General features: G+C 62.5%; 19 protein-coding genes. 9 read left to right on the top strand and 10 right to left on the bottom strand.

Going from position 1 to position 24,046, the window contains the following annotated elements:
* Positions 1 to 21: 21 nt before the first annotated feature.
* The gene (locus ACQR3T_RS24180) at positions 22 to 1,167 is read right to left on the bottom strand and encodes an Ldh family oxidoreductase (protein ID WP_428695121.1); all 1,146 of its coding nucleotides are present in this window, start codon (positions 1,165 to 1,167) and stop codon (positions 22 to 24) included.
* 288 nt (positions 1,168 to 1,455) lie between these two features.
* The gene (locus ACQR3T_RS24175) at positions 1,456 to 2,184 is read right to left on the bottom strand and encodes an IclR family transcriptional regulator (RefSeq protein ID WP_428695120.1); all 729 of its coding nucleotides are present in this window, start codon (positions 2,182 to 2,184) and stop codon (positions 1,456 to 1,458) included.
* A 209-nt stretch (positions 2,185 to 2,393) separates the two neighbouring features.
* Here ACQR3T_RS24175 and ACQR3T_RS24170 point away from each other — a divergent pair, with 209 nt between their 5' ends.
* From ACQR3T_RS24170 to ACQR3T_RS24150, 5 genes are all read left to right on the top strand, one after another.
* A complete protein-coding gene (locus tag ACQR3T_RS24170; RefSeq protein WP_428695119.1) occupies positions 2,394 to 3,773 on the top strand; it encodes a DUF1932 domain-containing protein in 1,380 nt (459 codons plus the stop codon).
* 198 nt (positions 3,774 to 3,971) lie between these two features.
* The gene (locus ACQR3T_RS24165) at positions 3,972 to 5,318 is read left to right on the top strand and encodes a TRAP transporter large permease subunit (protein WP_428695118.1); all 1,347 of its coding nucleotides are present in this window, start codon (positions 3,972 to 3,974) and stop codon (positions 5,316 to 5,318) included.
* A gap of 72 nt (positions 5,319 to 5,390) precedes the next feature.
* A complete protein-coding gene (locus tag ACQR3T_RS24160) occupies positions 5,391 to 5,591 on the top strand; it encodes a hypothetical protein (RefSeq protein WP_428695117.1) in 201 nt (66 codons plus the stop codon).
* 439 nt (positions 5,592 to 6,030) lie between these two features.
* The gene (gene lhgO / locus ACQR3T_RS24155) at positions 6,031 to 7,233 is read left to right on the top strand and encodes an L-2-hydroxyglutarate oxidase (protein ID WP_428695116.1); all 1,203 of its coding nucleotides are present in this window, start codon (positions 6,031 to 6,033) and stop codon (positions 7,231 to 7,233) included.
* 714 nt (positions 7,234 to 7,947) lie between these two features.
* The gene (locus tag ACQR3T_RS24150; protein ID WP_428695115.1) at positions 7,948 to 8,532 is read left to right on the top strand and encodes a hypothetical protein; all 585 of its coding nucleotides are present in this window, start codon (positions 7,948 to 7,950) and stop codon (positions 8,530 to 8,532) included.
* A 149-nt stretch (positions 8,533 to 8,681) separates the two neighbouring features.
* On the opposite strand, the gene ACQR3T_RS24145 is transcribed toward ACQR3T_RS24150, so the two are convergent.
* Positions 8,682 to 10,019: an MFS transporter gene (locus ACQR3T_RS24145; protein WP_428695114.1), complete on the bottom strand. Its 1,338-nt coding sequence runs from the start codon at positions 10,017 to 10,019 to the stop codon at positions 8,682 to 8,684.
* A 210-nt stretch (positions 10,020 to 10,229) separates the two neighbouring features.
* Between ACQR3T_RS24145 and ACQR3T_RS24140 the strand changes: the two genes are divergently transcribed.
* Positions 10,230 to 10,961 (top strand): hypothetical protein, encoded by a 732-nt coding sequence (locus tag ACQR3T_RS24140; protein ID WP_428695113.1) that lies wholly within the window; start codon positions 10,230 to 10,232, stop codon positions 10,959 to 10,961.
* A gap of 551 nt (positions 10,962 to 11,512) precedes the next feature.
* On the opposite strand, the gene ACQR3T_RS24135 is transcribed toward ACQR3T_RS24140, so the two are convergent.
* Positions 11,513 to 12,934 (bottom strand): amidase, encoded by a 1,422-nt coding sequence (locus ACQR3T_RS24135; protein WP_428695112.1) that lies wholly within the window; start codon positions 12,932 to 12,934, stop codon positions 11,513 to 11,515.
* Between the two features lie 217 nt (positions 12,935 to 13,151).
* Here ACQR3T_RS24135 and ACQR3T_RS24130 point away from each other — a divergent pair, with 217 nt between their 5' ends.
* Positions 13,152 to 13,652 carry a hypothetical protein gene (locus ACQR3T_RS24130; protein WP_428695111.1) on the top strand — a complete coding sequence of 167 codons (501 nt, stop codon included), beginning with the start codon at positions 13,152 to 13,154 and terminating at the stop codon, positions 13,650 to 13,652.
* A 720-nt stretch (positions 13,653 to 14,372) separates the two neighbouring features.
* Here the strand turns inward: ACQR3T_RS24130 and ACQR3T_RS24125 are convergent.
* On the bottom strand, positions 14,373 to 14,693 hold the full coding sequence (locus ACQR3T_RS24125) for a carboxylesterase family protein (protein ID WP_428695110.1): 321 nt from the start codon (positions 14,691 to 14,693) through the stop codon (positions 14,373 to 14,375).
* Between the two features lie 195 nt (positions 14,694 to 14,888).
* Between ACQR3T_RS24125 and ACQR3T_RS24120 the strand changes: the two genes are divergently transcribed.
* Together ACQR3T_RS24120 and ACQR3T_RS24115 are read left to right on the top strand one after the other, a co-directional pair.
* Positions 14,889 to 15,551, top strand: a complete 663-nt coding sequence (locus ACQR3T_RS24120) for a TetR/AcrR family transcriptional regulator (RefSeq protein WP_428695109.1) — start codon at positions 14,889 to 14,891, stop codon at positions 15,549 to 15,551.
* 87 nt (positions 15,552 to 15,638) lie between these two features.
* On the top strand, positions 15,639 to 16,547 hold the full coding sequence (locus tag ACQR3T_RS24115) for an esterase/lipase family protein (RefSeq protein ID WP_428695108.1): 909 nt from the start codon (positions 15,639 to 15,641) through the stop codon (positions 16,545 to 16,547).
* 420 nt (positions 16,548 to 16,967) lie between these two features.
* Here the strand turns inward: ACQR3T_RS24115 and ACQR3T_RS24110 are convergent, their stop codons facing one another.
* The 5 genes from ACQR3T_RS24110 to ACQR3T_RS24090 are packed head-to-tail and all read right to left on the bottom strand — an operon-like array spanning position 16,968 to position 23,956.
* Positions 16,968 to 18,068 (bottom strand): sensor histidine kinase, encoded by a 1,101-nt coding sequence (locus tag ACQR3T_RS24110; RefSeq protein WP_428695239.1) that lies wholly within the window; start codon positions 18,066 to 18,068, stop codon positions 16,968 to 16,970.
* Positions 18,069 to 18,073: 5 nt separating this feature from the next.
* On the bottom strand, positions 18,074 to 18,763 hold the full coding sequence (locus tag ACQR3T_RS24105) for a response regulator (protein ID WP_428695107.1): 690 nt from the start codon (positions 18,761 to 18,763) through the stop codon (positions 18,074 to 18,076).
* 48 nt (positions 18,764 to 18,811) lie between these two features.
* Positions 18,812 to 20,041: a cation:proton antiporter gene (locus ACQR3T_RS24100; protein WP_428695106.1), complete on the bottom strand. Its 1,230-nt coding sequence runs from the start codon at positions 20,039 to 20,041 to the stop codon at positions 18,812 to 18,814.
* Between the two features lie 58 nt (positions 20,042 to 20,099).
* On the bottom strand, positions 20,100 to 22,667 hold the full coding sequence (locus tag ACQR3T_RS24095) for a bifunctional lysylphosphatidylglycerol flippase/synthetase MprF (protein ID WP_428695105.1): 2,568 nt from the start codon (positions 22,665 to 22,667) through the stop codon (positions 20,100 to 20,102).
* The gene (locus tag ACQR3T_RS24090; RefSeq protein WP_428695104.1) at positions 22,664 to 23,956 is read right to left on the bottom strand and encodes an alpha/beta hydrolase; all 1,293 of its coding nucleotides are present in this window, start codon (positions 23,954 to 23,956) and stop codon (positions 22,664 to 22,666) included. Before ACQR3T_RS24090 ends, ACQR3T_RS24095 begins: the two co-directional genes overlap by 4 nt.
* Positions 23,957 to 24,046 lie beyond the last annotated feature (90 nt).

Here is a 24,046-nt window from a genome sequence, read left to right as displayed (position 1 = left end):
GTGTCGAACCAAGGACAGTGACTAGGAGGTAATGGGTGGTGAAAGGGGCGACTGTGCAGCGTCGGCGCGAAGAGTGAACGGCGCGCCGTGCCGGCGGCAGATCTCCTCGATTTCATCGACGAGGTCGGCGGGGAGGGGGATGCCGTATTCGCGCCGGTGTCGGCGTGACATCTCCTCCGGTTCGCCCGGAATGAGCACGGGGCGTTCGGGATCGATCGGCGGTGTCGCGTGAAGCACGTCGATCATCGAGTCGATATCGGTGATGAATCCATTGTCTTGCCGAAAAACCCTGGGATCGATGACGAGGAAAAAATGTCCGATATCATCGGTCGCTCCAATTGCTCGCAGTGGCGAGAAGGCTGCGCCGCACAGGGTGGCCGAGAGGATCTGAGCCATGATGGCCAAGCCGTAGCCCTTGTGGTTGCCCATGTCTTCGGTTCCGCCGAGTGCCGACAACCCTCCCTCGGGGCGCGTTTGAATTTGTTCGCGGGCTTCGTGCGGGTCGACAATCGAATTCCCTGCGGCGTCCAGCACCCAGCCAGGTGGTAGCAATTTCTTCTTCAAGGCATATGCGCGGACCTTGTTGCTCGCCACAGTCGAGGTCGACATGTCCAACACCAGTGGCCAGCCGGCGCTGGTGGGTGCTCCGAATGCGATCGGATTGGTGCCGAGCCGGGGACTGGTGCCTCGTGAGGGAAGTACCGATATCACTCGTGTCGTCGTGGACGCAAGGCACACCAGACCACGTGACGCGGCACGTGCGACGTAATGCCCGACAGCGCCGAAGTGATGTGAATTACGTACGCAGACAACACCGATGCCTGACTCTTGCGCTTTGGTCGAGGCTAGGTCAACGGCGCGTATTGCCGCGGTATGACCAAGACCGCCGTGCCCGTCGACGGTGGCGTACGAGGGGCCTTCGTTGACGGTCTCAGGTATCGCGGTGACGTTGAGTTCCCCGGCTTCGAGCAGTCGTTCGTAGGCGGGGAGCATAGCGATGCCGTGTGAATCTATTGCAGCAAGATCGGTGTCCGTCATGACTTCGGCGACGATTGTCGCTGTGTCCGGAGGCATTCCCCAAGCGCTCAAAACTGTGAAGATCTGAGAGTGCAGGTTCTTTTCCGACGCTGTGACGGGGTGCGGTGGGGTCGGAGATTTGCTGTTCATCAAGCGTTCCTCGAGGTTGGTCGTACGAAATCGAGTCGAAGGTCGGAGCGGGAGTGAGGGCGTGGATCTACCTGGCGATCAGACTGGAGTTTGTCCTACGACTCCTCGTTTTTTATTGGCCAACACATCCTTCCATTTAGTTCCATTTAATGGAACTAACTTCCACTGAACGGTTCTAGTGTTGCTCGGATCACAGGCTTGGGTCAAGTGCTGATTCGAGCCGTGCCCGCCGTCGGGTTGTAGGGGGTGTGTCTGCGGACCGCCGACGCACTAGCGGGCGGGTGGGTGTCAGGACAGGTGGCGGCCGACAGAGTCGGCGGCATGGCGCACTGCGATGCTCAACTCTTCGATCTTGTCTGCGACCTCGGCGGCAGTGCTGTTGATTTGCAAGGCGGCGCGGTATGAGCCGTCACGATCGAGGATAGGCGCGGCGATCGACGCCATCCCGACGAGTCGTTCGCCGGTTGCGTAGCGATATCCCCGGGCTCGGATGTCATCGAGATCGTGCTCGAATTGGTCGCGATCGACAGGTTGTCCGGAGGCGTAGCGCGGATCGTCGAGCGTTTGCCACATCTCGTCGATCTCGTCCGTCGTCATGCCGGCAACCAGGACTTTTCCGGCACCAAGGTGGAGGGGGAGTCGTTCGCCGATGGGCAGTTGGTAGCGCTGCGGAACGCGCCCCTCGACGCGGGCTACCACCGCTCGGGTGTAGCCCGCGCGCACGTACAGAGACGCAGTGTAGCCGGTCTCCTCGGCCAGATCGCGCAGCACCGGTCGGCCGGCGAGGATCAGCCGGTTCGATTTCATGTAGGAATGCGCGCCGAACAGTGATGAGATGCCCGTACCGAAGCCTCCGTCGATCTTCTCGACCCGGCCCCGGGCCTCGAGGGTACCGAGAATCCGTTGCGCGGTCGCCTTGGGGAGAGCGAGTTCGCGGGCCACGTCGGTCAGACGCAGTGGCCGGGCGGCGTTGTCGAGCAGTTCCAGCACGTCGAGTGCGCGGTCGAGGGAACGCATAGTCGACGGTGTCGACGCCGGGACTGGTTTCGGATCGTTCAAGGCTCGCATCTCTCCACTCTCCAACTGTAACGGGGACCATCGCCCCGGCTGGGTCTTGACATGGAACTTGCCGCGATGCACAGTGATACACATCATATGGATCAAAGTTTCATTGTATGGAACTTCGTATTCCGCCTCAAACAGGTTTTCTTTGGAGGGTACTTCTCGTGATCATCACCATTCTCGGCCTCGGCGAGGCCGGCTCGCTGTACGCGCAAGGTTTGATCGCCGCTGGTCACACTGTTCGTGGCTACGACCCGTTCACCACGGGTGGCCCGCAGGGAGTCCACACAGTCGACACTATCGCCGACGCGGTGGAGGGCGCGGAGTTCGTTCTGAGCCTCACCGGAGCGCGGGCCTCGGAGAAGGTCGCGGTCGACGCCTCCGCCTACCTTGCCACCACCGCTGTGTACGCGGACATGAACGTCGCCTCCGCTGCCACAAAGCGTGCAGTCGCGACACCGGTGATCGCAGTGGGCGCGGCCTTTGCCGACGTCGCCGTCGTCGGACCCGTCCCGGTCCATGGCTCTGCTACTCCAGTAATGATCAGCGGAAACGGTCGCAGCGCCACAGGGTTACTCTTCGAAGGCCTCGGTGCTCCAGTTGATATCGGAACCGATCAACCAGGTGACGCGTCCAACCGCAAACTGTTGCGCAGCGTGTTCATGAAGGGACTCGCCGCAGTTATCAGCGAGGCACTCGACGCCGGCGAAGCAGCTGGCGTCCGCGAATGGGTCAAGGAGCAGATGCGCGCCGAGCTGATACTGGGCGACGCAGTCATCGACCGCCTCTACGACGGCACGATCAAGCACGCCTCCCGGCGCGGGTACGAACTGCGCGACGCAGCCGACCATCTGACCCGACTCGGCGTCGAACCGATCATCACCGCCGCGGCCGCGCACCTGCACGAACAGCGCGCACACGAGACCGCAGGGCAGGTCTCGGACGAAATCCTCGAGATCTTCGCCGCCCAGTCCGCGGCTGCCACCGGCGACGCGATGGACCGCCTCGGCCTGCTCCCTACCTCGATCAGCCCGGTCTTTCCCGCTCCAGGTGTCGTCGTCGGCCGCGCACTGACGGTCTGGGTCCGCGCCGGCGACAACCGCGGCCTGCACGAAGCCCTCGAACAAGCCCGGCCCGGTGATTTCATGGTGGTCAACGGCGAAGGCGACGTCTCGCGTGCAGTATTGGGCGAGTTGTTGGCCGAGCGCAGCCTCGCCAAGGGCATCGTGGGTGCCGTCATCGACGGGGCGGTACGAGACGTCGATGTGCTCGAAGAGGTCGGATTTCCGGTCTGGGCAAGGGGTTTGAGCCCCGCCGGCCCGTTCAAGTACGGTCCCTGCAAGGTCGGCGAACCGGTCGCCGTCGGTGGCGTCGTGGTGCAGCCCGGCGATGTGATCGTCGCCGACAACGACGGTGTCGCCGTCGTCCCGAAGGCCCGCGCACACGAAGTCGCCGAGGCCGCGCGCGCGGTCACCCAACGCGAGGCCGAAACCCGCCGCGCCATCCGCGCCGGAACCGCCAAGTCCGCAGTCGGATCCGATTAGTAGGACCGCTCGCCCTCGACGAGCAACCCTTCGCCATCACTACGGTTTGCGGGCACTACGTCCCGTGGACGCTCGAATGCTGCTGCCTCCCAAGTGGTTTACGGACCCAAATGATCGGCGGACCTCCGCCGACGAAAGGCCTGATATGTTCTCTACGACTTCGACATGCCCGTCCGCGTCTCGCAGCACGGTCCTGACATGAGCGGGATCTGGGCGCTCATCGCCTTCATCGCCGTGATCGTCATCTTCAATTCGATTCTCAAGCGCAACATCGGCGAATCCATGATCGCCGGCTTCGTCGTGTGCGCCGCCTTCGGCGGCACGGAGGCATTGTCCATAGCCTGGCACGGGCTCATCGACGCCATGCAGGAGGAAGTCACATTCGCAACGCTGACCTTCGTCTTCATGAGTTACCTGCTGTCGATCTCGGGTGTCATGGATCGCCTGATCGCGATCCTCAGCTCCATTCTCGGCCGCTACCGCGGCGGCTCCGCGTATACCTCAACCGTGGCATCCGGGTTGTTCGGTGTAGTCGCCCACGCGGGTTCGGCCATCACCGCCACAGTAGGATCGGTCACCATCCCCTGGATGCAACGATCGAAGGTCTCCGGCCCCGTCGCCGCGACGATCGTCGCCGGAAATGCGGGTATGGGCATCACATTCCCGCTCAGCAGCTCGTTCTTCATCCTCACCACCTCGGCCACCGTCACACCGCTACTAGCCGCAGACGACCTGGTCGTACCCCTGTTCGCGATCGGCGCCTGGTGCCTGCTTTACCGGCTCGTGGTTGTCACCATATTGATTCGCAAACACAACATCCAGCCAATGGACGCCGTCGACATTCAACCGCTGCGGCGAAGCTTCGCCTCCGGATGGCACTCGCTGCTCATCTTCATCGGTATCGCCATACCCGTTCTCGCCACCATCGGCCCCACCGGTCGATTCATCAGCGACCGAGTGGGCGAGGACGCCGAGGGCGCGATCAGCCTGATCACATGGCTGCCCGTTTTCATCCTTACCGTCGGATTGGCGATCGGCTGGAAAGCCCTGCCCCGCAGAATACGCGACTGGTGGTCGCTGTTGGGTGAGACCTCGAACCGGGTCGGTGTCGTCGGCGTGACCATGGTCGCCGCGTTCGCGGCCTCGAACGTGCTGGCCTCACTGGGCCTGCCCGCCCAGCTCACCGAACTGCTCGAAAACGTTGGCGGCCTGCCCACCATCATTGTCGCCACCCTCGTCGGGATCCTGGTGATGCTCGTCGCCGCACCACTGACCTCGACCGCGACCATCGCAGCGATCGGTCCGGTCGCGTTCGCGACCCTCGTCAGCGCAGGCGTGCCACCGGCAATCGCCGCCGGATGTGTGCTGGTCTTCTCTTCCACCGAGGGCGCCTCACCGCCCGGAGCCCCGCCGATCTACGTCGCCTCCGCCATTGCCGGGATCGACCCGAGCACGACGTTCAAACCCCTGATCATCTACTACGTCATTCCAGTCCTGGTCATCGGCGTTTTCATGGCCGTCGGCTACATCCCCCTTCCCGTCTAGCTACTCCCAGAGGAGTTGGTTCCCATGCTGAGAACCCCAGTTTTCGCAAAAGTTGTAAATCAAGCTTTTCGCGTGTTCCTACTCGCTTTCGTCGCGGGAGGGTTCGTGCTGGTATTCGGCCAGGTCCTCGGCATTATCGTCGGACATGGATCGATCCTTATCGAACTCGAGGAAACCCTGGCCACCCCCACGTACATGTGCGCCGCGATCGCCGGACTGCTCGCTTTCACCGAGCTCTATGCGTCCGGGCGCACGGTAAAGGAAGAGGGGTAGCCCATCGGCAAGGCCAGCGCTCCGCGAATGGGCATTCGGCACGGTTGCCGGTGGCGGTCCAACTAGGGATCGAGCACCGAGCGACGGGCACGAACCTGACAGCGCAACAGTAAGTTCAACGAAACATGCTCCGCACGATGGAGTTTCGAGGAGTAACCTTGTTATACCAACCTCAAAATCAGTGTGATGACGCGACTACAGCCAATGCGGTAGTCCTGGGGGACCGGATCATCCAGAGGCCGCGTGTTTGGGGCAGGTCCGATTGCGAAACTATTGCCGCCACCTACGTCATGGCGGACGCCGATTTGGCCGCCGTCGACCTGGACGGAGTCTCAATAGTGCCCGAATACGAGCTGCCCTGTGCCTCAAGCAATCTCAATGTTTCGGTATCACCCCCAATTGTCGAGACTTCCGAAAACAACACGACAGGAGCGTCGAAATGACGGACGCCGATCGGACCGACGTACTGATCATCGGCGGCGGCATCGTCGGACTTGCCACCGGCTGGAAGATCCAGCAAGCCCGTCCCGGACTGAAGGTGACGATCATCGAGAAAGAAACTTCGCTCGCCAGCCACCAGACCGGCCACAACAGCGGGGTGATTCACTCCGGAATCTACTACGAGCCGGGCAGTCTCAAGGCAACGCTCTGTAAGCGCGGTGCAACCGAGACGAAGGAGCTGGCCAAAGAGTTCGACATCCCAGTCAAGACCACTGGCAAGCTGCTGGTCGCGACGAACGCGGTCGAAAAGGACCGAATGCTTGCTCTTCATCAGCGGGCAAAGGTCAATGGCCTCGATGTCGACCTGCTGGACGCCACCGAACTGCAGAGGATCGAGCCCAACATCCGCGGTATCGGCGCACTGAGAGTGCCAACCACCGGGGTGACTGATTACCGACAGATCGCCAACGCGCTCGCGCAACGGATCACCGAATCGGGCGGTGAGATCAACAGAGGGCATGCGGTGACTGCCATCCGGGAAACCTCGGACTCGGTTGCCGTCGAAACACAAGACAAGCGATGGCAAGCAGACCGTCTCGTGGTCTGCGCCGGCCTGCAGGCGGATCGAATGGCACGCATGGCCGGGCTGTCCATCGACTTGCAGATCATTCCCTTCCGGGGCGAGTACTACTCACTACCAGCGGCCAGGAACGGCTTGGTCGACCACCTGATCTACCCGATTCCCGATCCTGACCTCCCATTTCTCGGCGTACACCTCAGTCCCACCGTCGACGGCACGTTGACCGTCGGACCCAACGCCGTCCTTGGTTTCGCACGCGAAAAGTACCGCAAGGGAAGCGTCCATCTACCTGACGTCGCCGCGTACGCGACGTTCCCAGGTTTGTGGCGCGTCGCTCGCGCGAATCTGCGGACTGGGACTCGTGAAATGAGGAACTCGATTTTCCGCCGCGGATATCTGGCAGAGTGTAGAAAGTATTGTCCCGAGCTGATTCTCAGCGATTTGCTCCCGCGTGAGGCCGGCATCCGTGCACAGGCAGTCAAGCGTGATGGAACACTGGTGCACGACTTCTGGTTGGAGAAGACCCCGCGCAGCATTCACGTGCTCAACGCCCCGTCGCCAGCCGCCACGTCCGCGCTTCCCATCGGGGAGAGTCTCGCTACTCAGCTTTTCGGCGTCTGATCGTTGCCCGGGCACAGGCTCTGCGGCTGTGTCGCGCCATACCCGTCAGCGGCGCACCAAGGTGTGGGTGTGACCAGGACTGGGTGGAGCGGCAGTTCGGTGATGCACCGCAACTGTTTCCATCACTGACCGGCGATCGGTCGCCTGAACCGACTCCGGACGGGTCCCGACCGTGGGCGTCCCCACTGTCGGGATCCGGGCGACATTGCGGCGGCTCGCGGCGCTGGTCGCGAGACGGGAGGTATTGGCGACGAGCGGTCCCGGCACTCCGCGTGAACAGGGATCTTCAGTTGACGTTGCAAGGCCGGGGAGACCGCTATCGCGGTTCGTTGCGCTACGGCCAAGGCTCCTAATACTTTTCGTAGAGCAGGCGCTGCTTTAGGTCGAAGATTGTCCGGCGGAGGGGTGCCCCGTGGTTCTCGTGCGTGGGCAGCGGCGGACGAATGCTCAACTATCTGCTGTGGTCCCTCGCGTCACAAGACTATCCGGAGCGGATGAACTGTACGAATAATGCCCGCATCATTTCGGGCCGTCTTGTGCGACCTACTTCACATCTTCACTCCAGTGTCTTCGCCAATGCGACACCGGGTGATAGGCCTTCTCATTGCGTGAGATGAGGTTGTGAAGGTAGCGATCCTGGGGCTCGGTGAAGCGGGTCCCCTCTACTCGTCAGGCTTTGCGGCAATCAATTGGGAGGTAACAGGTTTCGACGTCGTGGACACGCCAACGCCGTCGGACGTCGCGCGTTTCGACGACGTCTCGGACGCAGTGGCCGGTTCCGATCTGGTTCTGAGCCCCACCAGCTCGAAGGTGGCCGTAGAGGCCGCCGCATCGGCCGCACCACATCTGAGCACGGGAACGACCTACGCAGACATGAACTCTGCTTCCGCTGCCGTGAAGAACGACGTAGCAACCGCAGTGTCGGCCACCGACGGTATCGCCTTCGCCGACGTGGTCGGTACCGTCCCGGTACACGGTGCACGCACGGCACTGGTCGTCAGCGGTTCGGGTCGGGCGCAGCGGCCGAGCACTTCCGCGCGTTTGGGGCATCGGTCGAGGACATCGGTGGTGCGCCCGGTGACGCGTCACGACGGAAGTTGTTGCTTAGCAGCTTCGTGGAGGGCTCGGCGCGCTGATCGTCGAGTCCATCGACGCTGGTGCGGCGGCGGGTGCCGAGCAGTGGGTACGCGACCAGATCGCCGCCGAACTGTCGGATGGTTTTCGGTGCCCTCGATCGACGCCATGAACGCACCGCAAGCACGCCGCATTGGCCGACGCCGACAGGCGCGACATCGGTGAGTTCGCAGACGCCCACGCAGGGCTACCGACGGCCAACATCTGCGACGACCGTCAGCGCATGAGGATGGTCGACTCGGGCATTCATGCAATGTAGAAAGGTGCTCGCCGTGGGTCGAGCGCGTAAAAATGTGCGCGAGCGGTAGACACCGCTACCGGACGCCCTTGATTCTGGAGGACACCAGTGCTCCCAGTCCGGAAAGCGCTGCTGACATTCCGAACAACACGGTGAATCCGCCGAGATACACAACGATCAGAGCGCCGATGATCGGAGCCAGTGCAGCGGATCCCGTGATCGTGGCGTAGACGAGAGACATGTCTTCCCCTCGGGTGTCGGGATCGGGGAGTGTCAGCGTCGCCTGAGCTTGCAACGCTGGCGTGTACATGCCGTACCCCACTCCCAGAACGACCGAACTGACCACCATCGTGCCCAGATCGCTACCGAGGCAGATCAGAACCGTTGCGGCGGCTTGCGCGAGTGCGCCCACCAGTACGAACACCCGTCGTCGACCGAGCCGGTCTGAAAGTCTGCTCGATATCAGCGACCCGACGCTCACCGTGACGACGTAGACGATCGACAGCAGTGTGAGCGTCTCGGCCGGATCGGCGATACCTACTCCGAACTCGAGGTAGTACAGCAACAGCCCCAGACCCAGCGCGCTGCCGAGGTTGAGTAGCAGCACCTGAACTACCGTCCACCGAAAGTCGGAGTCGTTCGACCTGCTGGGGCGACGTCTACCGGTGCGCACGCGGGTTGCGCCGCTGGCGAAGTCCTCTCCTCGAACCGACGGGTCGGCTATGAACATGACCAGCGGGACGGTGAACGCAAGGACGATCCCGGCAAGTGCAACGTACGCACCGAAACGAGTGGCCAGGACGGTGCCGACCACGACGAGGCCGAGGACCGCTCCCAGGCCCTGCTGGATCGGAATCCACGCGGCAACGGCACCGAGCTGGTTCTCCGGAACTCGATCCGAGAGCAGCGCGCTCAATCCCGCTGTCATCGAACAGAACCCGATTGCCACCAGGGTCCAGGTTGCCGCGATACCCACGATCCCGCTCTGCAGTCCCAGCAGAATGAGGCCGACTGCCATGACCACCGATCCGCCCAGTATCCAGGGCCGACGTCGACCGAACCTGCTCGTGGTGCGATCGGACAGGGTGCCGATGACGGGGTAGACGAGCAACGAGATCACACCTGCGAAACCGACCGTGGCCCCGTATGCCATGAAGGTGAAGTTGGCGGATTCTCCGACGTAGATCGTGCTGATCTGTTCCGGCAGTAGAAATTGCACCGGCGCGTTTTGCGCGATCCACACCCCCAGCCAGGTCGTCGCGAACAGTGCTATCCATTTGTTCCGTACCGGCAGGCGCTCAGATGAGGGGTCGTCGAGCGTTGGGCTCCCCGCGTGAACGTCGGGCTCGGTACTGGGTGAGCAGGGTGCCACTCCGGCTTCTCCGGATGCAGAAAGCTTCTTCTGATCGAACATCGAAGAAACCTAACATCAAAATTCTATGTAGTGCGTAGTTTCGGAAACATTTACATACCCCTGACACGCGGAATGTGTACGTAACACCCGCCGACGTTCGACCCGCCCGCTGGGCCGAACGTCGGTGCATTTTGTCGCAGGTGAAGAACACATCAGGGCGGTGTTTTCGACCTGTTAGCATCGAAAAACTACCCATAGGGAGGAAAATGTATGAAAACGGCCGCACGAGAGTCCTCCGTCGATATCCCACCGAGCCGTAAACGCCGCCGTAGCGCGGAGGAGACTCGCAATCTGCTGCTGGAGGCAGGGGTGAGCCTGGCGCTGGATTCGCTGGAGGCGCACAACCTCAGCGACAGCGGACCGCTGTCTCATATCCGAGTGCAAGATGTCGTTCGATACGCGTCGTCTACACAGCAGTCGCCGGTCACCACTGGCGCTCTGTACAACCTGTGGCCCTCTCAAAGCGCATATCAGGCGGATCTGACGCTGCACATCCTCAGAGAAGGAGCCAATCCGTCATCGGGGCCGATTCTCAAGCTTGCCGCTGAACTCTACGCTCAGAGACTACCGATCGAGGAAGTAGGCGCTCGCATTTCCGACGAGAACTTCCGCCTGGACATCGAGTCCCGGATGTGCCGCGCCGCAAGCGCATTCGTCGCCTTGTCCGACGTGCCGGCTGTCCGCGAAGCGCTGCGTTCCGGCCACGAAGCCCTACTCGACTCCGCCCGCGATCTGTACACGCAATTGCTCAATTACGGCAGCTTGAAGGTGCGTGAACCGTACACACTCGACCAAGTGATCACTGTTATCGGCGGCCTGAACGACGGACTCGAGGCCAAGCACTCGATCGTCCCGGAAGAATTCGAAGTCCCCCACGGTCATCGCAGCCTCGTCGCGACCGCGGTAGCAGGAGTCTTCCGCGAGTTCTGCGAGCCACGGTAGAGACGGACCCCCTACTACGCGATCGACGCCGGACGCTCGAAAGGTAGGAGCCTGGCACGCAGTCCTGACGGCCTGATGTGACGAAATGAGAAGGCTGCCCGCGTATTTGACCGAACCAGGACACACCTGTGACACGCGCGAGCCGATGCGCTGCGTGATGTGAGTGTCGTCGCGCGTATCTCAGCCAACAAGCCGCAGGTGCGAGGCCGGGGCGAAACGCAGGTAGAACTGCAGCACGTCCCACGGAAACCGGGGGAGCGGCGCTGCATTTCACAGACCCTCTCCGCCAACGCTTCCTGTCGACGTCCATGATCGCAACCCGATGGCCGCCTGCGACAAAGTGCTCGGCCGTTTCCTTCCCCAAGCGGCCGTCCCGCCGGTGAACGGAACGCAGCCCCGCCACCGCGCTTGGTCGTCACGACAAGTCCGAATCGTTGCGGTCGAGGTGGGCGAGACCGACGATCCCCGCGAGGACCACCGCCGGTGTCACACGACACCTCTAACCAGTCATTTGGCGTTCGAGTGGACCGTTCATTCGGTGGTACGAATCGTCAGAGCGTCGGACGCCAGGATTTCGATCCCCACAGGTCTTGAGCGGACTCGAGTGCCGCGCCGACTCGGAAGGGCGTGATGTCGTCGAAGCTGCGACCGGCGATCTGCACGCCGGTCGGTACGCCGTTCGGTGCGAGACCGGAAGGGACGCTGAGCACCGGCACCGTGCTGAGGATGTTGAACGGGATCGTCATCACTTGTTCGTGCCAAGTCTGTCGGTGGCCCTCGACATCGAGCATCACATCGACGAGATCCTCGCCGGCAGGAAGCCCCTGGGTAGGCCAGGTGGGGCAGATCAAGGCATCGAAGCGGCTGAGCAACTCCCCGTACGGACGATAAAGTTCGGTTTCACCGAGGAACGTCTCGGCCAGCGACAGTGCACCGGCCGCGGCAGAGACGCGGCTGCTGAACTCCCGCGTGTACGGCATCAGCAACTCATGTGCCGCCTCCGGAAGATGGAGAAGTGCTTCGCCGGCAAGTCGTCCGAGGTGCGCAGCCGCCACTGCGCCGATGTCTCCTCGCCGCCACGGCAGCGTCACCTCTTCGACTATCGCGCCGGCTTCTTCCAGCAGATTCGCGGCGCGGCGAGTGTTCTCCTCGATCGCACGCTCGACGACGAAGTCTCCGAGCTCGACACACAGCGCGATCCTCATTCCCTCCACACCCTCGAAGGTGTCCGGCAGGATGTACGCGGGACGAAGCGACACCTGATCGCGCGCATGGGGTCCGGCGAGAACGTTCTGCATCAGGGCCGCATCCGCTACAGTGCGGGCGAGTGCGCCGTCGGTGCAGTATGTGTCCTGATTGAACGGCGCATCGGCAGGTATGCGCCCCATTGGGGATTTGAACCCTACGACACCACACAGAGACGCCGGAATGCGGATCGACCCTCCGATATCCGATCCGGTCGCCACTGTCGCCATGCCGGCAGCAAGGGCCGCAGCCGAACCTCCCGAGCTGCCCCCGGGCGTGACGTCGAGGTTCCACGGATTACGCGTCACGCCCCACAGTGCCGAGTGAGTGAAGGGGGGAAGGGTGAACTCCGGCGTAGTGGTTCGCCCGTGGATGATGCCGCCGGCAGCGCGTACCCGCTCGATGACCGGATGCGAGTGATCTGCTGGTCGGTCATCGGTCAGCAGGCTGCCCATCCGGTCCGCCCGCCCCTCGATGACGTGTTCGTCCTTTGCGGCCACGAGTAGACCGTCCAGCGCCCCCGCGGGTTCTCCTGCGGCGTACCGTCGCTCCGAAGCCTGCGCAGCGTCCCGTGCTTCGTCGAGCATCTGTTCGCTGAAAGCGTTGATCCGGCCGTCGACCTCAGCGATGCGCGCCGCTGTCGCATCGAGAACTTCGACCGGCGAAACCTCCTTCGCCCGGAAATGCGCCAGCGTCTCGGTTGCGCTCCAATAAATCAGCTCGGTCATAGTCGTCCTCGTCCGGTTGTGATGGATCGTCGTCAGCGAGAACACAACTGCATCCCCGTCAATAATCTATCTTAAGCATAGAATATTTATGCAGTAGCGCTGGTGGGCGGCCTCGCACCCGCCGCGGTAGGTGCCAGAGCATGTCGGCGGGTCGTCTATGCGGTATCGACAATGTCGCGGCCGGATCTGCGAACCCGTTTCCGTACACTCGGACCTCATGCGACTCGGCGCCAACGACATCTACGGCGGAGTGATCGGCACTGTGCTCGCCAGTGTCACGCTGGCCGCGATACCGATCGGACAGACCCCGGGCTACTCGGCGGTCTGGATCATGGTCAGCGTCGCTATTGCGGCTCTGACACGGAGCTATGGACAACACGTGTCTACACATCATGTCGGTCCGGGGTCGGGCTTCTGGCGAGATCTCGGCAAGCACCTTCTCACCGGTGTGCCGATGCTGATCGCCTGCATCCCGACGCTCGTCGCATTGCTCGTTGCGCATCTGACAGGTTGGAACGACGACGTTGTGCAGTCCGACGGCTCCATCGTTGCCGGATACACCACGGTTGTTCTGGGCATGAATGCCGCACTTCTGTTCGCGTGGGGCGTCGTGGCGGGCAGAATCAGCGGCTATTCGACGATCGGATCGTGCGCCGTCGGCCTGGGCAACACTGCACTCGGTGTCGCGGTCATAGTCACCAACGTGCTCATCAGGTGACGGCGTGCCCGGGCCAGCGCCAGGGGTACATGTGCGAGGGCACCCGCGCATCGTCTTCGACCCTGATGCGAAAAGCAGTGCGTAGGTACCGCTGTCCCGGTGCGTTGGGGTACCGGGCCTCGATGTGCGGACGGAGCGCGTCCCGTCCCTTCGTAACTGCTGTGACACAGATGCCGAGCTTGTGCAGTGGCCTGATACTTCGGCCGTCAACCGCAAAAAGCAGGCGCATAAACGCCCGATCTTTTCGGTGTGCTTGTCGCCATTGCTGTCGACGGTCTCGTAATTTCCCAGGGGTGGTCGTCACGTATTTCCCAAGCCGGTTGCTGCCGACGTGAGGATATTGGTGACGGGCTCGGTTGGCAGGTGTTGATGATTCGGTCCAGGGTAGGTTCGGCGACGACGATGTCGAGCTGAGCGCGATGCGGGCGGTTACCAACCGGGCGTCTGCTGCGTCGGCCGCGCTGGTTGCGTTGCCGCTCTGCACGATGGCCCAATCCCCGCAAGCCGGGGCAGTGCGGAGATGCGAGCAAGCAGGCAATGCTCATCCCGCCTGCAGACTCACCGAAATGGTCACGTTGTTCGGGTCGTCACCGAAGACGCGAATATTCTCCTGCACCCAGAAGAGGGCGTAACGGCTGATCGAGCGGTCCCCTGTTCTCGGGCGCTCCGTCAACCGACGTGAAACCGGTTACGCGAGGCGATAATTGACGGATCACGCTGTCACGGGCAAACGCGACTCCGTCGTATGGGGGGGATTCGATTGGTGCCTCGAGTGAAGCCTGCGCAGATCAAGCACACCATGATCCGAAGGTCACGGCAGCCAGGGTCGCGAGCCCGTACAACGACATTCAGGCTCTCGTTATCAGGTGAACGTCGTTGCCGGCAAGTGCATCTGCGGGGCCGGGTACGGGGTTGCTCGCAGGTAGGTCCGTGCACATCCGGTTCGCGGATCCCGATCGATACTGTGACCGGGGTCGGAGTTTGATAACGAGCGATTCCGGTGGGCGCTTCCGCGTAGAGAACCCCGGAGAACGAGCTCACTTCCGAGGCGGTGCCACCACGAGTTCACCCTCCAGTGACAGTGACAATCGGGTCGTTGTGTTCGCCAGCGTTTGTGAGGATATCATGGCAATTCCTAACGGTCGTTCGTAAGATTGCAAGGTACGGTGGGGGCCCCACGGTTTCGTCGACAAGCCCGAGCCGCCCGGGGCGTAACGAGAGAAAAGGAGTGTTTCGATGTCCAGTGTGTCCGACGCAGCCTCTCCGCCCGGCCGTTCGTTGCCCGAGAGGCTCATCACCACCGGTGGAACCCGTCAGCGGCTGCTCGAGCAGGGATTGATCCTCTTCGGTGCCCGCGGATATCACGGCGTGTCTGTGCGAGAGTTGGCCGCCGCCGTAGGTATCCGGGCGAGTTCGTTCTACGCCCATTTCGATACGAAGGAACAGCTGCTTTACGAGCTGCTGTCAGCTGGCCATCAGGAACATCGCGATGCTCTGCGGTCTGCGCTGTTGGACTCCGACGCGAGCCCCATGGATCAAGTTCGGCGCTTGATGACTGCGCATGTTGTCGCTCATGCCACCTATCCACTTCTCGGACGGATCTGCAACCGGGAAAGGGAAGCGCTCAGCATTCCGAATCGGGATCGGATAGGCACGGTGAGAATGGAGTCGGCGCAGCTCTTCTTCGATGTAATCGAGCGAGGGGTGCGCCTGGGGGCGTTCGAGGTGCTGGAGCCGCAGTTGACGGTATCTGCGCTCGGTGCCATCGGAATCAGGGTGGCCGAGTGGTGGTCTGTCGATTTGGGTTACCGGATCGATCATGTCGCCGCTACCTACGCGCGATTCGCTCAACGGATGCTGACTCCGGATCCCCCGGACAGTCAGGGCTCGGGCTCTTGACCAGTTCGGGTGAAGAGATGCACACTACGACCGGACGATCGTTAGGAAAAGTGGGCGCGCACAGTTCAGCTTCGAAAGGACAACCCAGTGAGATCACAGTTTCGGCGTCGGCCAATTCGAGTAATTGTGGGGTTGTCGCTGATTGCGATCCTCAGTTCGATTCTGATACTTCCGGTCGACGCTGCCCCGGCAACGCGATATCCAGTACTCGATTTCACTACCTCGGCGATGCACGCGTTCGCCGACCCCGCGGCATCGCCACCGGGTGTGAACGTGCCGTGCAGACTGAGCCTGGAACATCCGCGTCCGATTGTTCTGATCAACGGTACGCACGCCAGCATGATGCTCAACTGGGGCGGATTGGGGCCCGTTCTCGCCAACGCGGGGTACTGCGTCTACTCGGAAACGATCGGCGGCCATCCAGACGAGTTCGTTCAGACGTGTGGGCCCGTCAGGGACAGCATCGATCAGATCAGCCGGTTCATAGACGATGTTCTACTCGAAACCGGTGCGCGCACCGTCGATATCGTGGGTCACTCCCAGGGCGGGCTCATTGCGGAGTACTACACGAAGTTTCACGGGCGGGACAAAGTGAGCAATGTGGCTCTGCTGTCGCCGACCACGCACGGCAGCACACTCAGCGGTGCGACATTGATGCCGGAGCCTGCGCGCTCGACGGCGATCGATCTGCAAGCTTTCGACTGCGCCGCTGTCTACGATCAACTCCCGACCTCGGATGTCGTCCGCGCGCTGAACGACGGGCCGGTCACCGTGCTTGGTGTGTCCTACACAGTCATCGAAACCAGGTACGAAGTCATCGTCACTCCCGGCCCATCGGCAGCGTTCATCGACGAAGAGGGCGTCGAGAACCTGATAGTCCAGGATTTCTGCGGGCAGGACTTCAGCGACCACATCCTGCTCGCGTACTCCACCACCGCGTGGATGCTCGTGCTCGGTGCATTCGACGATTCGGCACCGACTCGCATCCGCTGCTGAGGTATCTCGGGCTGGCCGGTCACCTGTCCTGAACGCTCTGTATAGCGGTGGTTGACGGCACGCCAGGCTAAAGCCGAACCTGTTCAGTGACAACGCATCCGCCTCGACAACGCACTTCGGGTGCGCCTGGTGTCTGGCGCGGGAACGTCCTGCCCGTCCACCGAGGACTCGTGGCTGCGGAGAAGGCCGGCGACGCGACGGCCGCCGAGCAGGTCTGCGGCTGTATCGAGAGTTGGCAGCAAATGACCGGGCCCGGGCTACGCGTGGGGGAGAGGGCTCGCAGCAGTTTGGGGTTTGCCCGCCCCACATCGGTCGGAGCGTTCGCCAACGTGTCGCCGACGCCGTCGTTCATCACCACGATTGGCGGCGACCTCGAGACTATCCACGAGCGGACGCCGGCGCTGCGGGCCCGAGCAACGATCAATCGATCGGAAGCACGACTCGCAAGGTGAAACCGCCGTGCACTGTGGCGGCGGCCGAGACGTGCCCACCCAGCAACTCCGCCCGCTCGGCCAGTCCCACGAGCCCGTGCCGCGAGGAGGGGAATGCAGGTAGCGCCTGGGTGGGAGCGGAGTTGACCACTTGTACCGTTATCGATCCGTCGACTTCTTCGACGGTGACATCCACTCTCGAGCCCGGGGCATGTTTGCGCACGTTGGTCAGCCCCTCCTGAACGATTCGATACACCGCGCGCTGAACGGAATTCGGCACGTCCGACTTCACCTGCACGGCCAACTGAATGTCCAACTCGGATTCCGCCGCCAGGGCCGAGAGGTCGGCGATGGCCGGTTGTGGGTCTATGCCCTCAGCCTCGCCGCCCGACGCACGCAGAACACTGACCATCTGTCGCAACTCGTCCAGTGTCCGCACCGCGAGTGATCGAATGGTCCGGCTGGCGGCTTTGACCGCCGGATCGTCATTGCTCACCATCAAGGCACCGACCTGCACCGCGATCAAACTTACCTGGTGCGAGACCACATCGTGCATCTCTCTGGCCAATCGTGCGCGCTCGGTCGAGAGCACCAGCTCGGCCTGCGCTGTCCGATCACGCTCGCGAACCTGCCGCAACTCGCTCAGTTGCTGCTTCAGATCGCGTTGCGCTCTGATGAGCTGTCCGATAGCCACCGGCGCCGAGGCGTACGCGGCGGCCGCCAAGGTGATCGCGACGACAGACTCGAACGACGAATCAGTCGATACCCACGCCGTGCTCGCCGCGAACATACCTGCGCCGCAACAAGTCACGACCACGCGGCTTCGAACCACGAACGCCACCGTCCCGAGCGCGAACACAGCTGCCAGTAACGTGACCCCCATCGCCAGACCGGGCAGTGTCAGCGCGAAGACGAGCACAGGAAATCGTCTGCGCCCGAACAACAGCACCGGGGTGAGGATCGCGACGGCAACTTCGGCCCTGGTCGGATCCGGCAGGGTCAGCAGTCCATCGACAAACGCGAGAACGACGAAGATCACATCGAGAACCGCACCCGATCGCCGCTGAGTCGCGCGCCGAACAGCCTGCATCGTGCTCACCGAGGCTCGCCCCCAACCGAAGTGGACCCGCCCGCCGACAGTCCGCCCCGCTCGGCGATCAATGCAGCCTGTACCCGCGTCGAGACCTCCAACTTCGAGAGGATCGCGCTGACATGGTCCTTGACCGTCCCGGTGCCGAGAAACAGTGCCGCGGCGATGTCCGCGTTGGAGTCACCGTGCACCACGCGCACCAGCACAGCGCGTTCGCGCTCGGTGAGCCGCGCAATCTTTCGAGCCTCGGACGGGTCACGGGCACCGCCGATGAACCCGCGAACGACGGTGCGCCCGACTGTCGGAGACAACACGATTCCGCCGGCGGCGAGCGACCTGATATGTCTCGGCAACTCTTCCGGGTCGGTGTCTTTGACCAGGAATCCTGCAGCACCGGTGTCGAGTGCACGCATGATGTAGTCGTCGGAGTCGAAGGTGGTCAGCATTGCCACCGCTGGCGGCTGCGGAAGTGCAAGGATGTCCGCGAGGACATCGAGCCCGTTCCGGCCGGGCATCCTGATATCGAGCAGCACGACATCGGGTTCCGTTCCGACGACGAGATCGAGGGCGTCGCCCGCATCGCCTGTGGCGACCACGTCGATGCCGGGTGCGCCACCGAGGATCAGCTCGAAACCCGATCTGACGAGCGCCTCGTCGTCGATGACGACGACTCTGACGTTCTTGGTATCGCCCACGACAGCACTCCTGTAGAACATCGGACGGTCACAGGCCCGGGAACATGATCAGCATAGGGCGCTGCCGATGTGCGGCGAACGGGTTCGTACCCGCGACAACTGTCGGACCATGTAGGACGAGCCCAATCCGTGCAGAAGCAGACTCAAGGAGATGGTGACGATCATTGCCTGCAGCACGATCACCCCGATGTCGTCGTCGAGCGCGTTGAACGCCAACAGTCCCAACACGATGGTCGTGATCCCGCGCGGACCGAGTATCGACGACGCGAGCCGATCCACTCCGTCCAACCCTGAACCCACGAGGGCCAGACACACCGGCACCAGTCTCACCACGGTCAAGGCCAGTACCGAGATGACGACGACGCGCCAGTCGAGACCGAGGTAGGCGATGTACGCGGCCACCACGCCGAATACGAACCACACCACGAGGGACGTGCATTCCACGAACTGCTCGGTGAGGGCGGTGTGTGGACGGAGTTCGGCGCGCGCACACAGATGTACGGCAACTCCAGCGACGAACGCCGCAACGAAACCGTTGCCGTGCAGGAGAATTGCCACCGAGAACGTCACCAGCGGGATGGCGAGTACGCCGATGGACAACGAGCTCGCGGTGGCCCACTGCCGTCGCAGGGCGACCTTCATCGCCCATCCGAACGTGAGACCGACGGCACTGCCGACGAGTAGCGAGACAGTGCTGGCCAGCAGCGCCTTCCCGATCGATGTGGTCACGCTGTCGACACTGGTCGCAGTGATCATGGCGAGCGCGAACACGAAGATCGGAGCGACGACCCCGTCGTTGTATCCGGACTCGACGTTGAGCGCGGACCGCACTCTGCGGGTGAGCCGATTGTCGGTCAGAATTGCGGTCGCCGGAGCCATGTCGATCGGCATGATCACGCACGCGATCAGCAGTGCGACAGCAAAGCCGTACTCGGGCAGGAGCAACCACGCGGCTCCAGCTGCCAGGGCCAGGCTCAACGGCAATGCGAGAAGAAGCAGCCGAAGTGCTACCGAGGGTGAGCTTCCCAGCATCTTTCCTTCGACCCGAAGTGAGTCGGAGAACAGCAGTGCTGCCAGAACGAGTTCGACGATCTGCTCGGTGACGTGATAGTTCAGCACCGTCACGATCTCGGGCCTGAAGAACCAACCGACCACCGCGCCTGCCGACGCTATCGCAAGAGGTGCACTCACTCGCCACGAGGCCAGCTTCGCCGATACCAGTGACCACAGCGCGACAACACCGACGCAGCACAGCAATGATTGAGCCAGTGCGGTCATCGGAGCGTTACCTTCTTCGAACTTGTTCGGACACAGTCAATTACGGTGGTGAGTAGATTCATCGCCGGTCCCGCGCAGTAGTCCGTGAGCGAGCAACCGTCCACATCAGATGTGCGCTTTGGCTCAGCGTCATTTGCGGCAGATACGCTCGGCTGACCGCGTTGGCGATGCTCGGTAGTGCAGCACTGTCGGGAAAGCTCATGTACATGGATTCGTACCGCGGTTGAAACTTCGATTTGAACGCCAGCAGAGACCTGAACCCGTAAACGGGTTCGAGCGCTCGGCCAACGGCATCGAGGAGTTTCTCCACTGTGTCCGGGGTCGGTGCGGTCGCGGACTGCACACCGGCCTCGATCGTTCTCGGACTCTTGGCAAGTGGTGCACCGGACAAGCTCACGAACTGGAATCCCTCCGACGCGAACGAGACGGCTGCCGACGCGATGAGAAATTCCACTGCCGGCCCGAACCCCGTCGATCGCCTCCGCATGAAATCGAGCGTCCACCCCACCACTTCTCCGTCTCGATACACGGGCAACCAGGAAGTGACACCGTGCACCGTTCGATCGGCGTCGATCGCGATCAGGCATCGGACGTCCGGATCCTCCATCTCCGTCAATCCACCGAGGGTGAAACCCATCTCGGGCATAGCCTTGTCGGCCACCCACTCGCTGGAGATGGCCGCTATCTGATCACGAATCACCGGCGATACTTTCGAATACGCCGTCCACTCAGCAGCGATACCGACTTTCGTCGCTCGATTGAACGACGTCCTGATGTCCTGAAATTTCTTACCGGTGAACTTCAGTGAGGTCAGGTCCAGGATGGCTTCCTCCCCCACATGAACAGAGTTCCAGCCCAATGCATCTGCGATGCGACGGATCTCCACCGAAATCGAATACAGGCACGGTGTCCACCCGTTGTCGGAACAGAATTCCGCGAATGCGCGTACCGCGGCGGCATTGTCCTCACTCGGTCCGACCGGGCCTGCGGTGGTCAACGCAATGCCGCCCACTACGCGGTAGGCCACGAAGCTGTTCCCGTCCGGTGCGAACCAATAGTTGTTGCTGCTCCAGGTCGACATCCACGACAAATTCGACCCACCGCTGCGCACGAGGATGTCGCGCGCCCGCCGAACATCGTCCGGCTCGTCGCCGTAGGCGGGCCGCAGGAACATCACCAGGACGGTCACGCACAGCGTCACCCAGAACGCGACGCCGATCCACTGGTACATCCACGACGGAACGAACTCTCCTGCAAGCAGTGCGGGCTCGAACCATTGCAGGTACACGCTGGGGATCAAACGCTGAACGAAGTCGACGATCAGTTCGGGAACATGTGCGATCGTCCGCGCGGACATCGATCCCGTGGCGACATACAGCGTGCCGAAAGTGAGCAGCGCCAGACCCACGGATCGCAATGCCGATCGTGCAGCGCCGCTGGGCGAGTCGATCGTGAACGACCTTCGCGTGTAGGCGAGAATCAGAGCCACCGCCAACGGGGTCAACAGTGGCGCGGCGGCACGGATCAGATACGAACCATCCAGCTGCACACCGACACTGGACAATGCGGACCAGGACTGATGCAACTGAGCGATGTTGAGGACCGCCAGCGCTGTCAGACACAGCTGCGCGATCACTGCCAATGTCCAGGCCGCTCGCCTGCCGCGTCGGAGGCCGTCGCAGATCGTCACGAGGAACAGGGACGGTGCGACCGCGAGCACCGTGAACCCGAGCCCGTCGAATCGCAAGGCGAACAGTCCCTGCCTGCATTCCGAACTTCCCGAGGTGGCACTGCACACCGCCCGTACTTCATCGGCTGTCCAGGGATCGGCTCGTAGCAGTGTTTCCAACACCCCGAATGGGCCGGCGGCATTGGTCGACACGAGTGCGAGTACCGGACCTAACGCGCTTGCAAGCACGATCAGCGCTACCAGCAGGCGACTCTCGCGGCGCGTCCCCGCCACCGCTTCCTCTGAATCGACCCGGCCGTACATCACCCGTCCGAGTGCGAGTCCGACGACGATGGACGTCGACACCACAAGGTCCGACAAACCACCGTGGAACAGGGCGAACACGATGACAACGGCGGACAGGCCTACTCGCAGTCTGCGACGCCACAAGATGGGCATCGCGGCGCTTGCCGCCATCGCCACACCAGCGACCCAGGCCGCCGGATCGAATACCACGGACGTTTCGAGTTGCGTACCCCAGTCCTCGTCGATCGAATCGACGACGACGGCCAGACCGACTCCGACGATCGCACCGAGTATCTGAACGATCCAGACCGAAATCACGAATTTCGAGGGACCCATTCGCCGTTCCAGCGGCACCGCGCACAGGAGCAACAGAACCACCGAGGCTACGAACACCAACGGATTCGGTGCGACGACAACGGAGGTGATCGGCGTCCACCAGTGCATCTGACGCAGCGCCGAAACACTCAGCGTCAGATGACGTTCCACGAATTCCGGATCGGCAGTCAGAGCATGAACCGCCCCTGTCACGACCGCCATCGTTACGACGATGGCGGTAGTGATCGGTGCACCGGCAACGGTCCTTCGGTGGATGGATGTCAGGACGCCGAGCGCGCGAGTGACGCTCGACCTCGGCTCGATTCCGATGTTCATCGAGGTATCCCCAATCGTGCTGCGATGGGGTCGATTTGGCTCGACAGCCCACCCGACCACACCCGGAAGTCGTGTCCACCCGGTATCTCCTCGTACGAAACTTCCATCCCCGCCGACTTCGCCGCCTCGTACAGCGTCTTCGCTCCCGGTTTGTTGTCGCGGTCGCCGGCCCCGACCACAAAGACCCCGCCGCTGTGTGGATACGCGTTCGCACGCATCTTGTCCAGCGGATTCACCTTCTCGAACGCTGTTGCGTCTCCGTCGAACACCGCATCGAGAGTGCGTCGACGATCGCCGCCCAACGTCGGCTCGACCTGACCGGAAATATCCAGAAACGTCGGGAACACCGACGGATAGTTCGTGGCCAGTTGCAGTGCGCAGGTTCCGCCGTACGACAATCCACCCACAGCCCAGGACGATGCCGTGTTGTCTACCTGCAGGAACGCCTTGATCCACCCGGGTACGTCGACTGCCAGGTAGGTCGCAACATTTCCTCGAGGAGAGTCGACGCACAGGGGGTTAGCGAGGGTCGAACCGGTTCCGTCGGCAACCACGACGACCGGCGCGAGCCCGGAGTGACGTGCGGCGAACGCGTCCATCGTTTTCACCAACCCGCCACTTCGCAGCCAGTCTCCCGGGCTGCCGGGCTGACCGGCGAGCAGCACCAGCACCGGCATAGCCGGCCGACGAGCGGCAAAATACGCGGGCGGCAAGTAGATCTTCGCGGGCCGGGCCGAGAAGCCCGACGTCCTACCCGCAATGTCGGTGGTGACGACGGATCCGCCGGCCGGCAAACCGCCGGGGTCCCGCCATCGAGCGGCAGGCACGGGATCCAGATGGTGTGCGGGCAACGACAGTAATGGAACCTCGTTGACACGGCTGGTTCCCACCGCAGAGCCGACAGTGGGGAAGTAGGCGAAGTGCCCGTTGACTGCAGCAGCCGATTGCGCAAGGACCGCAACGGCGGCGAGCACGACGAACACCCAGGTCTTGATCCTGAGATCGGCAAGGGCGCGATACACCGCCAATCCGATCGCACACACAGCGATGCCGGCCCACAGATAGACGACGAACGGCAGCCGGTCCGGAAACGGGTGCCACCAGTGCTCGATCACGACGTACGCGACGACGGTCACCACCGCGGCCGTTGTAACCGCAATAGGGACGACCACCTGCCCGAACCATGACGACCTGATGGCCGACAACGCGATCGCGCCGACAGCAGCGATACTCCACAACACCGGCACCAGCCAACCGTCGATCAACGACACGTCCAAAAGCCACTGCACCTGGCCACTCCGATCATCGACTACCCGTCCCTAGATCCTGCTGTTGGCGGCGGTCGGAGGACATCCACCAAAGGTCTGCTCCGCCCCCGC

The sequence above is a fragment of the Rhodococcus sp. IEGM1428 genome (genome assembly GCF_050321865.1).
GTDB lineage: Bacteria > Actinomycetota > Actinomycetes > Mycobacteriales > Mycobacteriaceae > Rhodococcoides.
The sequence above is the reverse complement of the archived record's forward strand: the minus strand, read 5'-3'. Positions and strand labels throughout refer to the sequence as shown.

Excerpts from the sequence above, each read along its gene's own strand:
- ACQR3T_RS24180 (WP_428695121.1), bottom strand. The coding sequence starts at position 1,167 with ATGAACAGCAAATCTCCGACCCCACCGCACCCCGTCACAGCGTCGGAA.
- ACQR3T_RS24175 (WP_428695120.1), bottom strand. The coding sequence starts at position 2,184 with ATGCGTTCCCTCGACCGCGCACTCGACGTGCTGGAACTGCTCGACAAC.
- ACQR3T_RS24165 (WP_428695118.1), top strand. The coding sequence starts at position 3,972 with ATGAGCGGGATCTGGGCGCTCATCGCCTTCATCGCCGTGATCGTCATC.
- lhgO (WP_428695116.1), top strand. The coding sequence starts at position 6,031 with ATGACGGACGCCGATCGGACCGACGTACTGATCATCGGCGGCGGCATC.
- ACQR3T_RS24145 (WP_428695114.1), bottom strand. The coding sequence starts at position 10,019 with ATGTTCGATCAGAAGAAGCTTTCTGCATCCGGAGAAGCCGGAGTGGCA.
- ACQR3T_RS24140 (WP_428695113.1), top strand. The coding sequence starts at position 10,230 with ATGAAAACGGCCGCACGAGAGTCCTCCGTCGATATCCCACCGAGCCGT.
- ACQR3T_RS24135 (WP_428695112.1), bottom strand. The coding sequence starts at position 12,934 with ATGACCGAGCTGATTTATTGGAGCGCAACCGAGACGCTGGCGCATTTC.
- ACQR3T_RS24130 (WP_428695111.1), top strand. The coding sequence starts at position 13,152 with ATGCGACTCGGCGCCAACGACATCTACGGCGGAGTGATCGGCACTGTG.
- ACQR3T_RS24120 (WP_428695109.1), top strand. The coding sequence starts at position 14,889 with ATGTCCAGTGTGTCCGACGCAGCCTCTCCGCCCGGCCGTTCGTTGCCC.
- ACQR3T_RS24110 (WP_428695239.1), bottom strand. The coding sequence starts at position 18,068 with ATGCAGGCTGTTCGGCGCGCGACTCAGCGGCGATCGGGTGCGGTTCTC.
- ACQR3T_RS24100 (WP_428695106.1), bottom strand. The coding sequence starts at position 20,041 with ATGACCGCACTGGCTCAATCATTGCTGTGCTGCGTCGGTGTTGTCGCG.
- ACQR3T_RS24095 (WP_428695105.1), bottom strand. The coding sequence starts at position 22,667 with ATGAACATCGGAATCGAGCCGAGGTCGAGCGTCACTCGCGCGCTCGGC.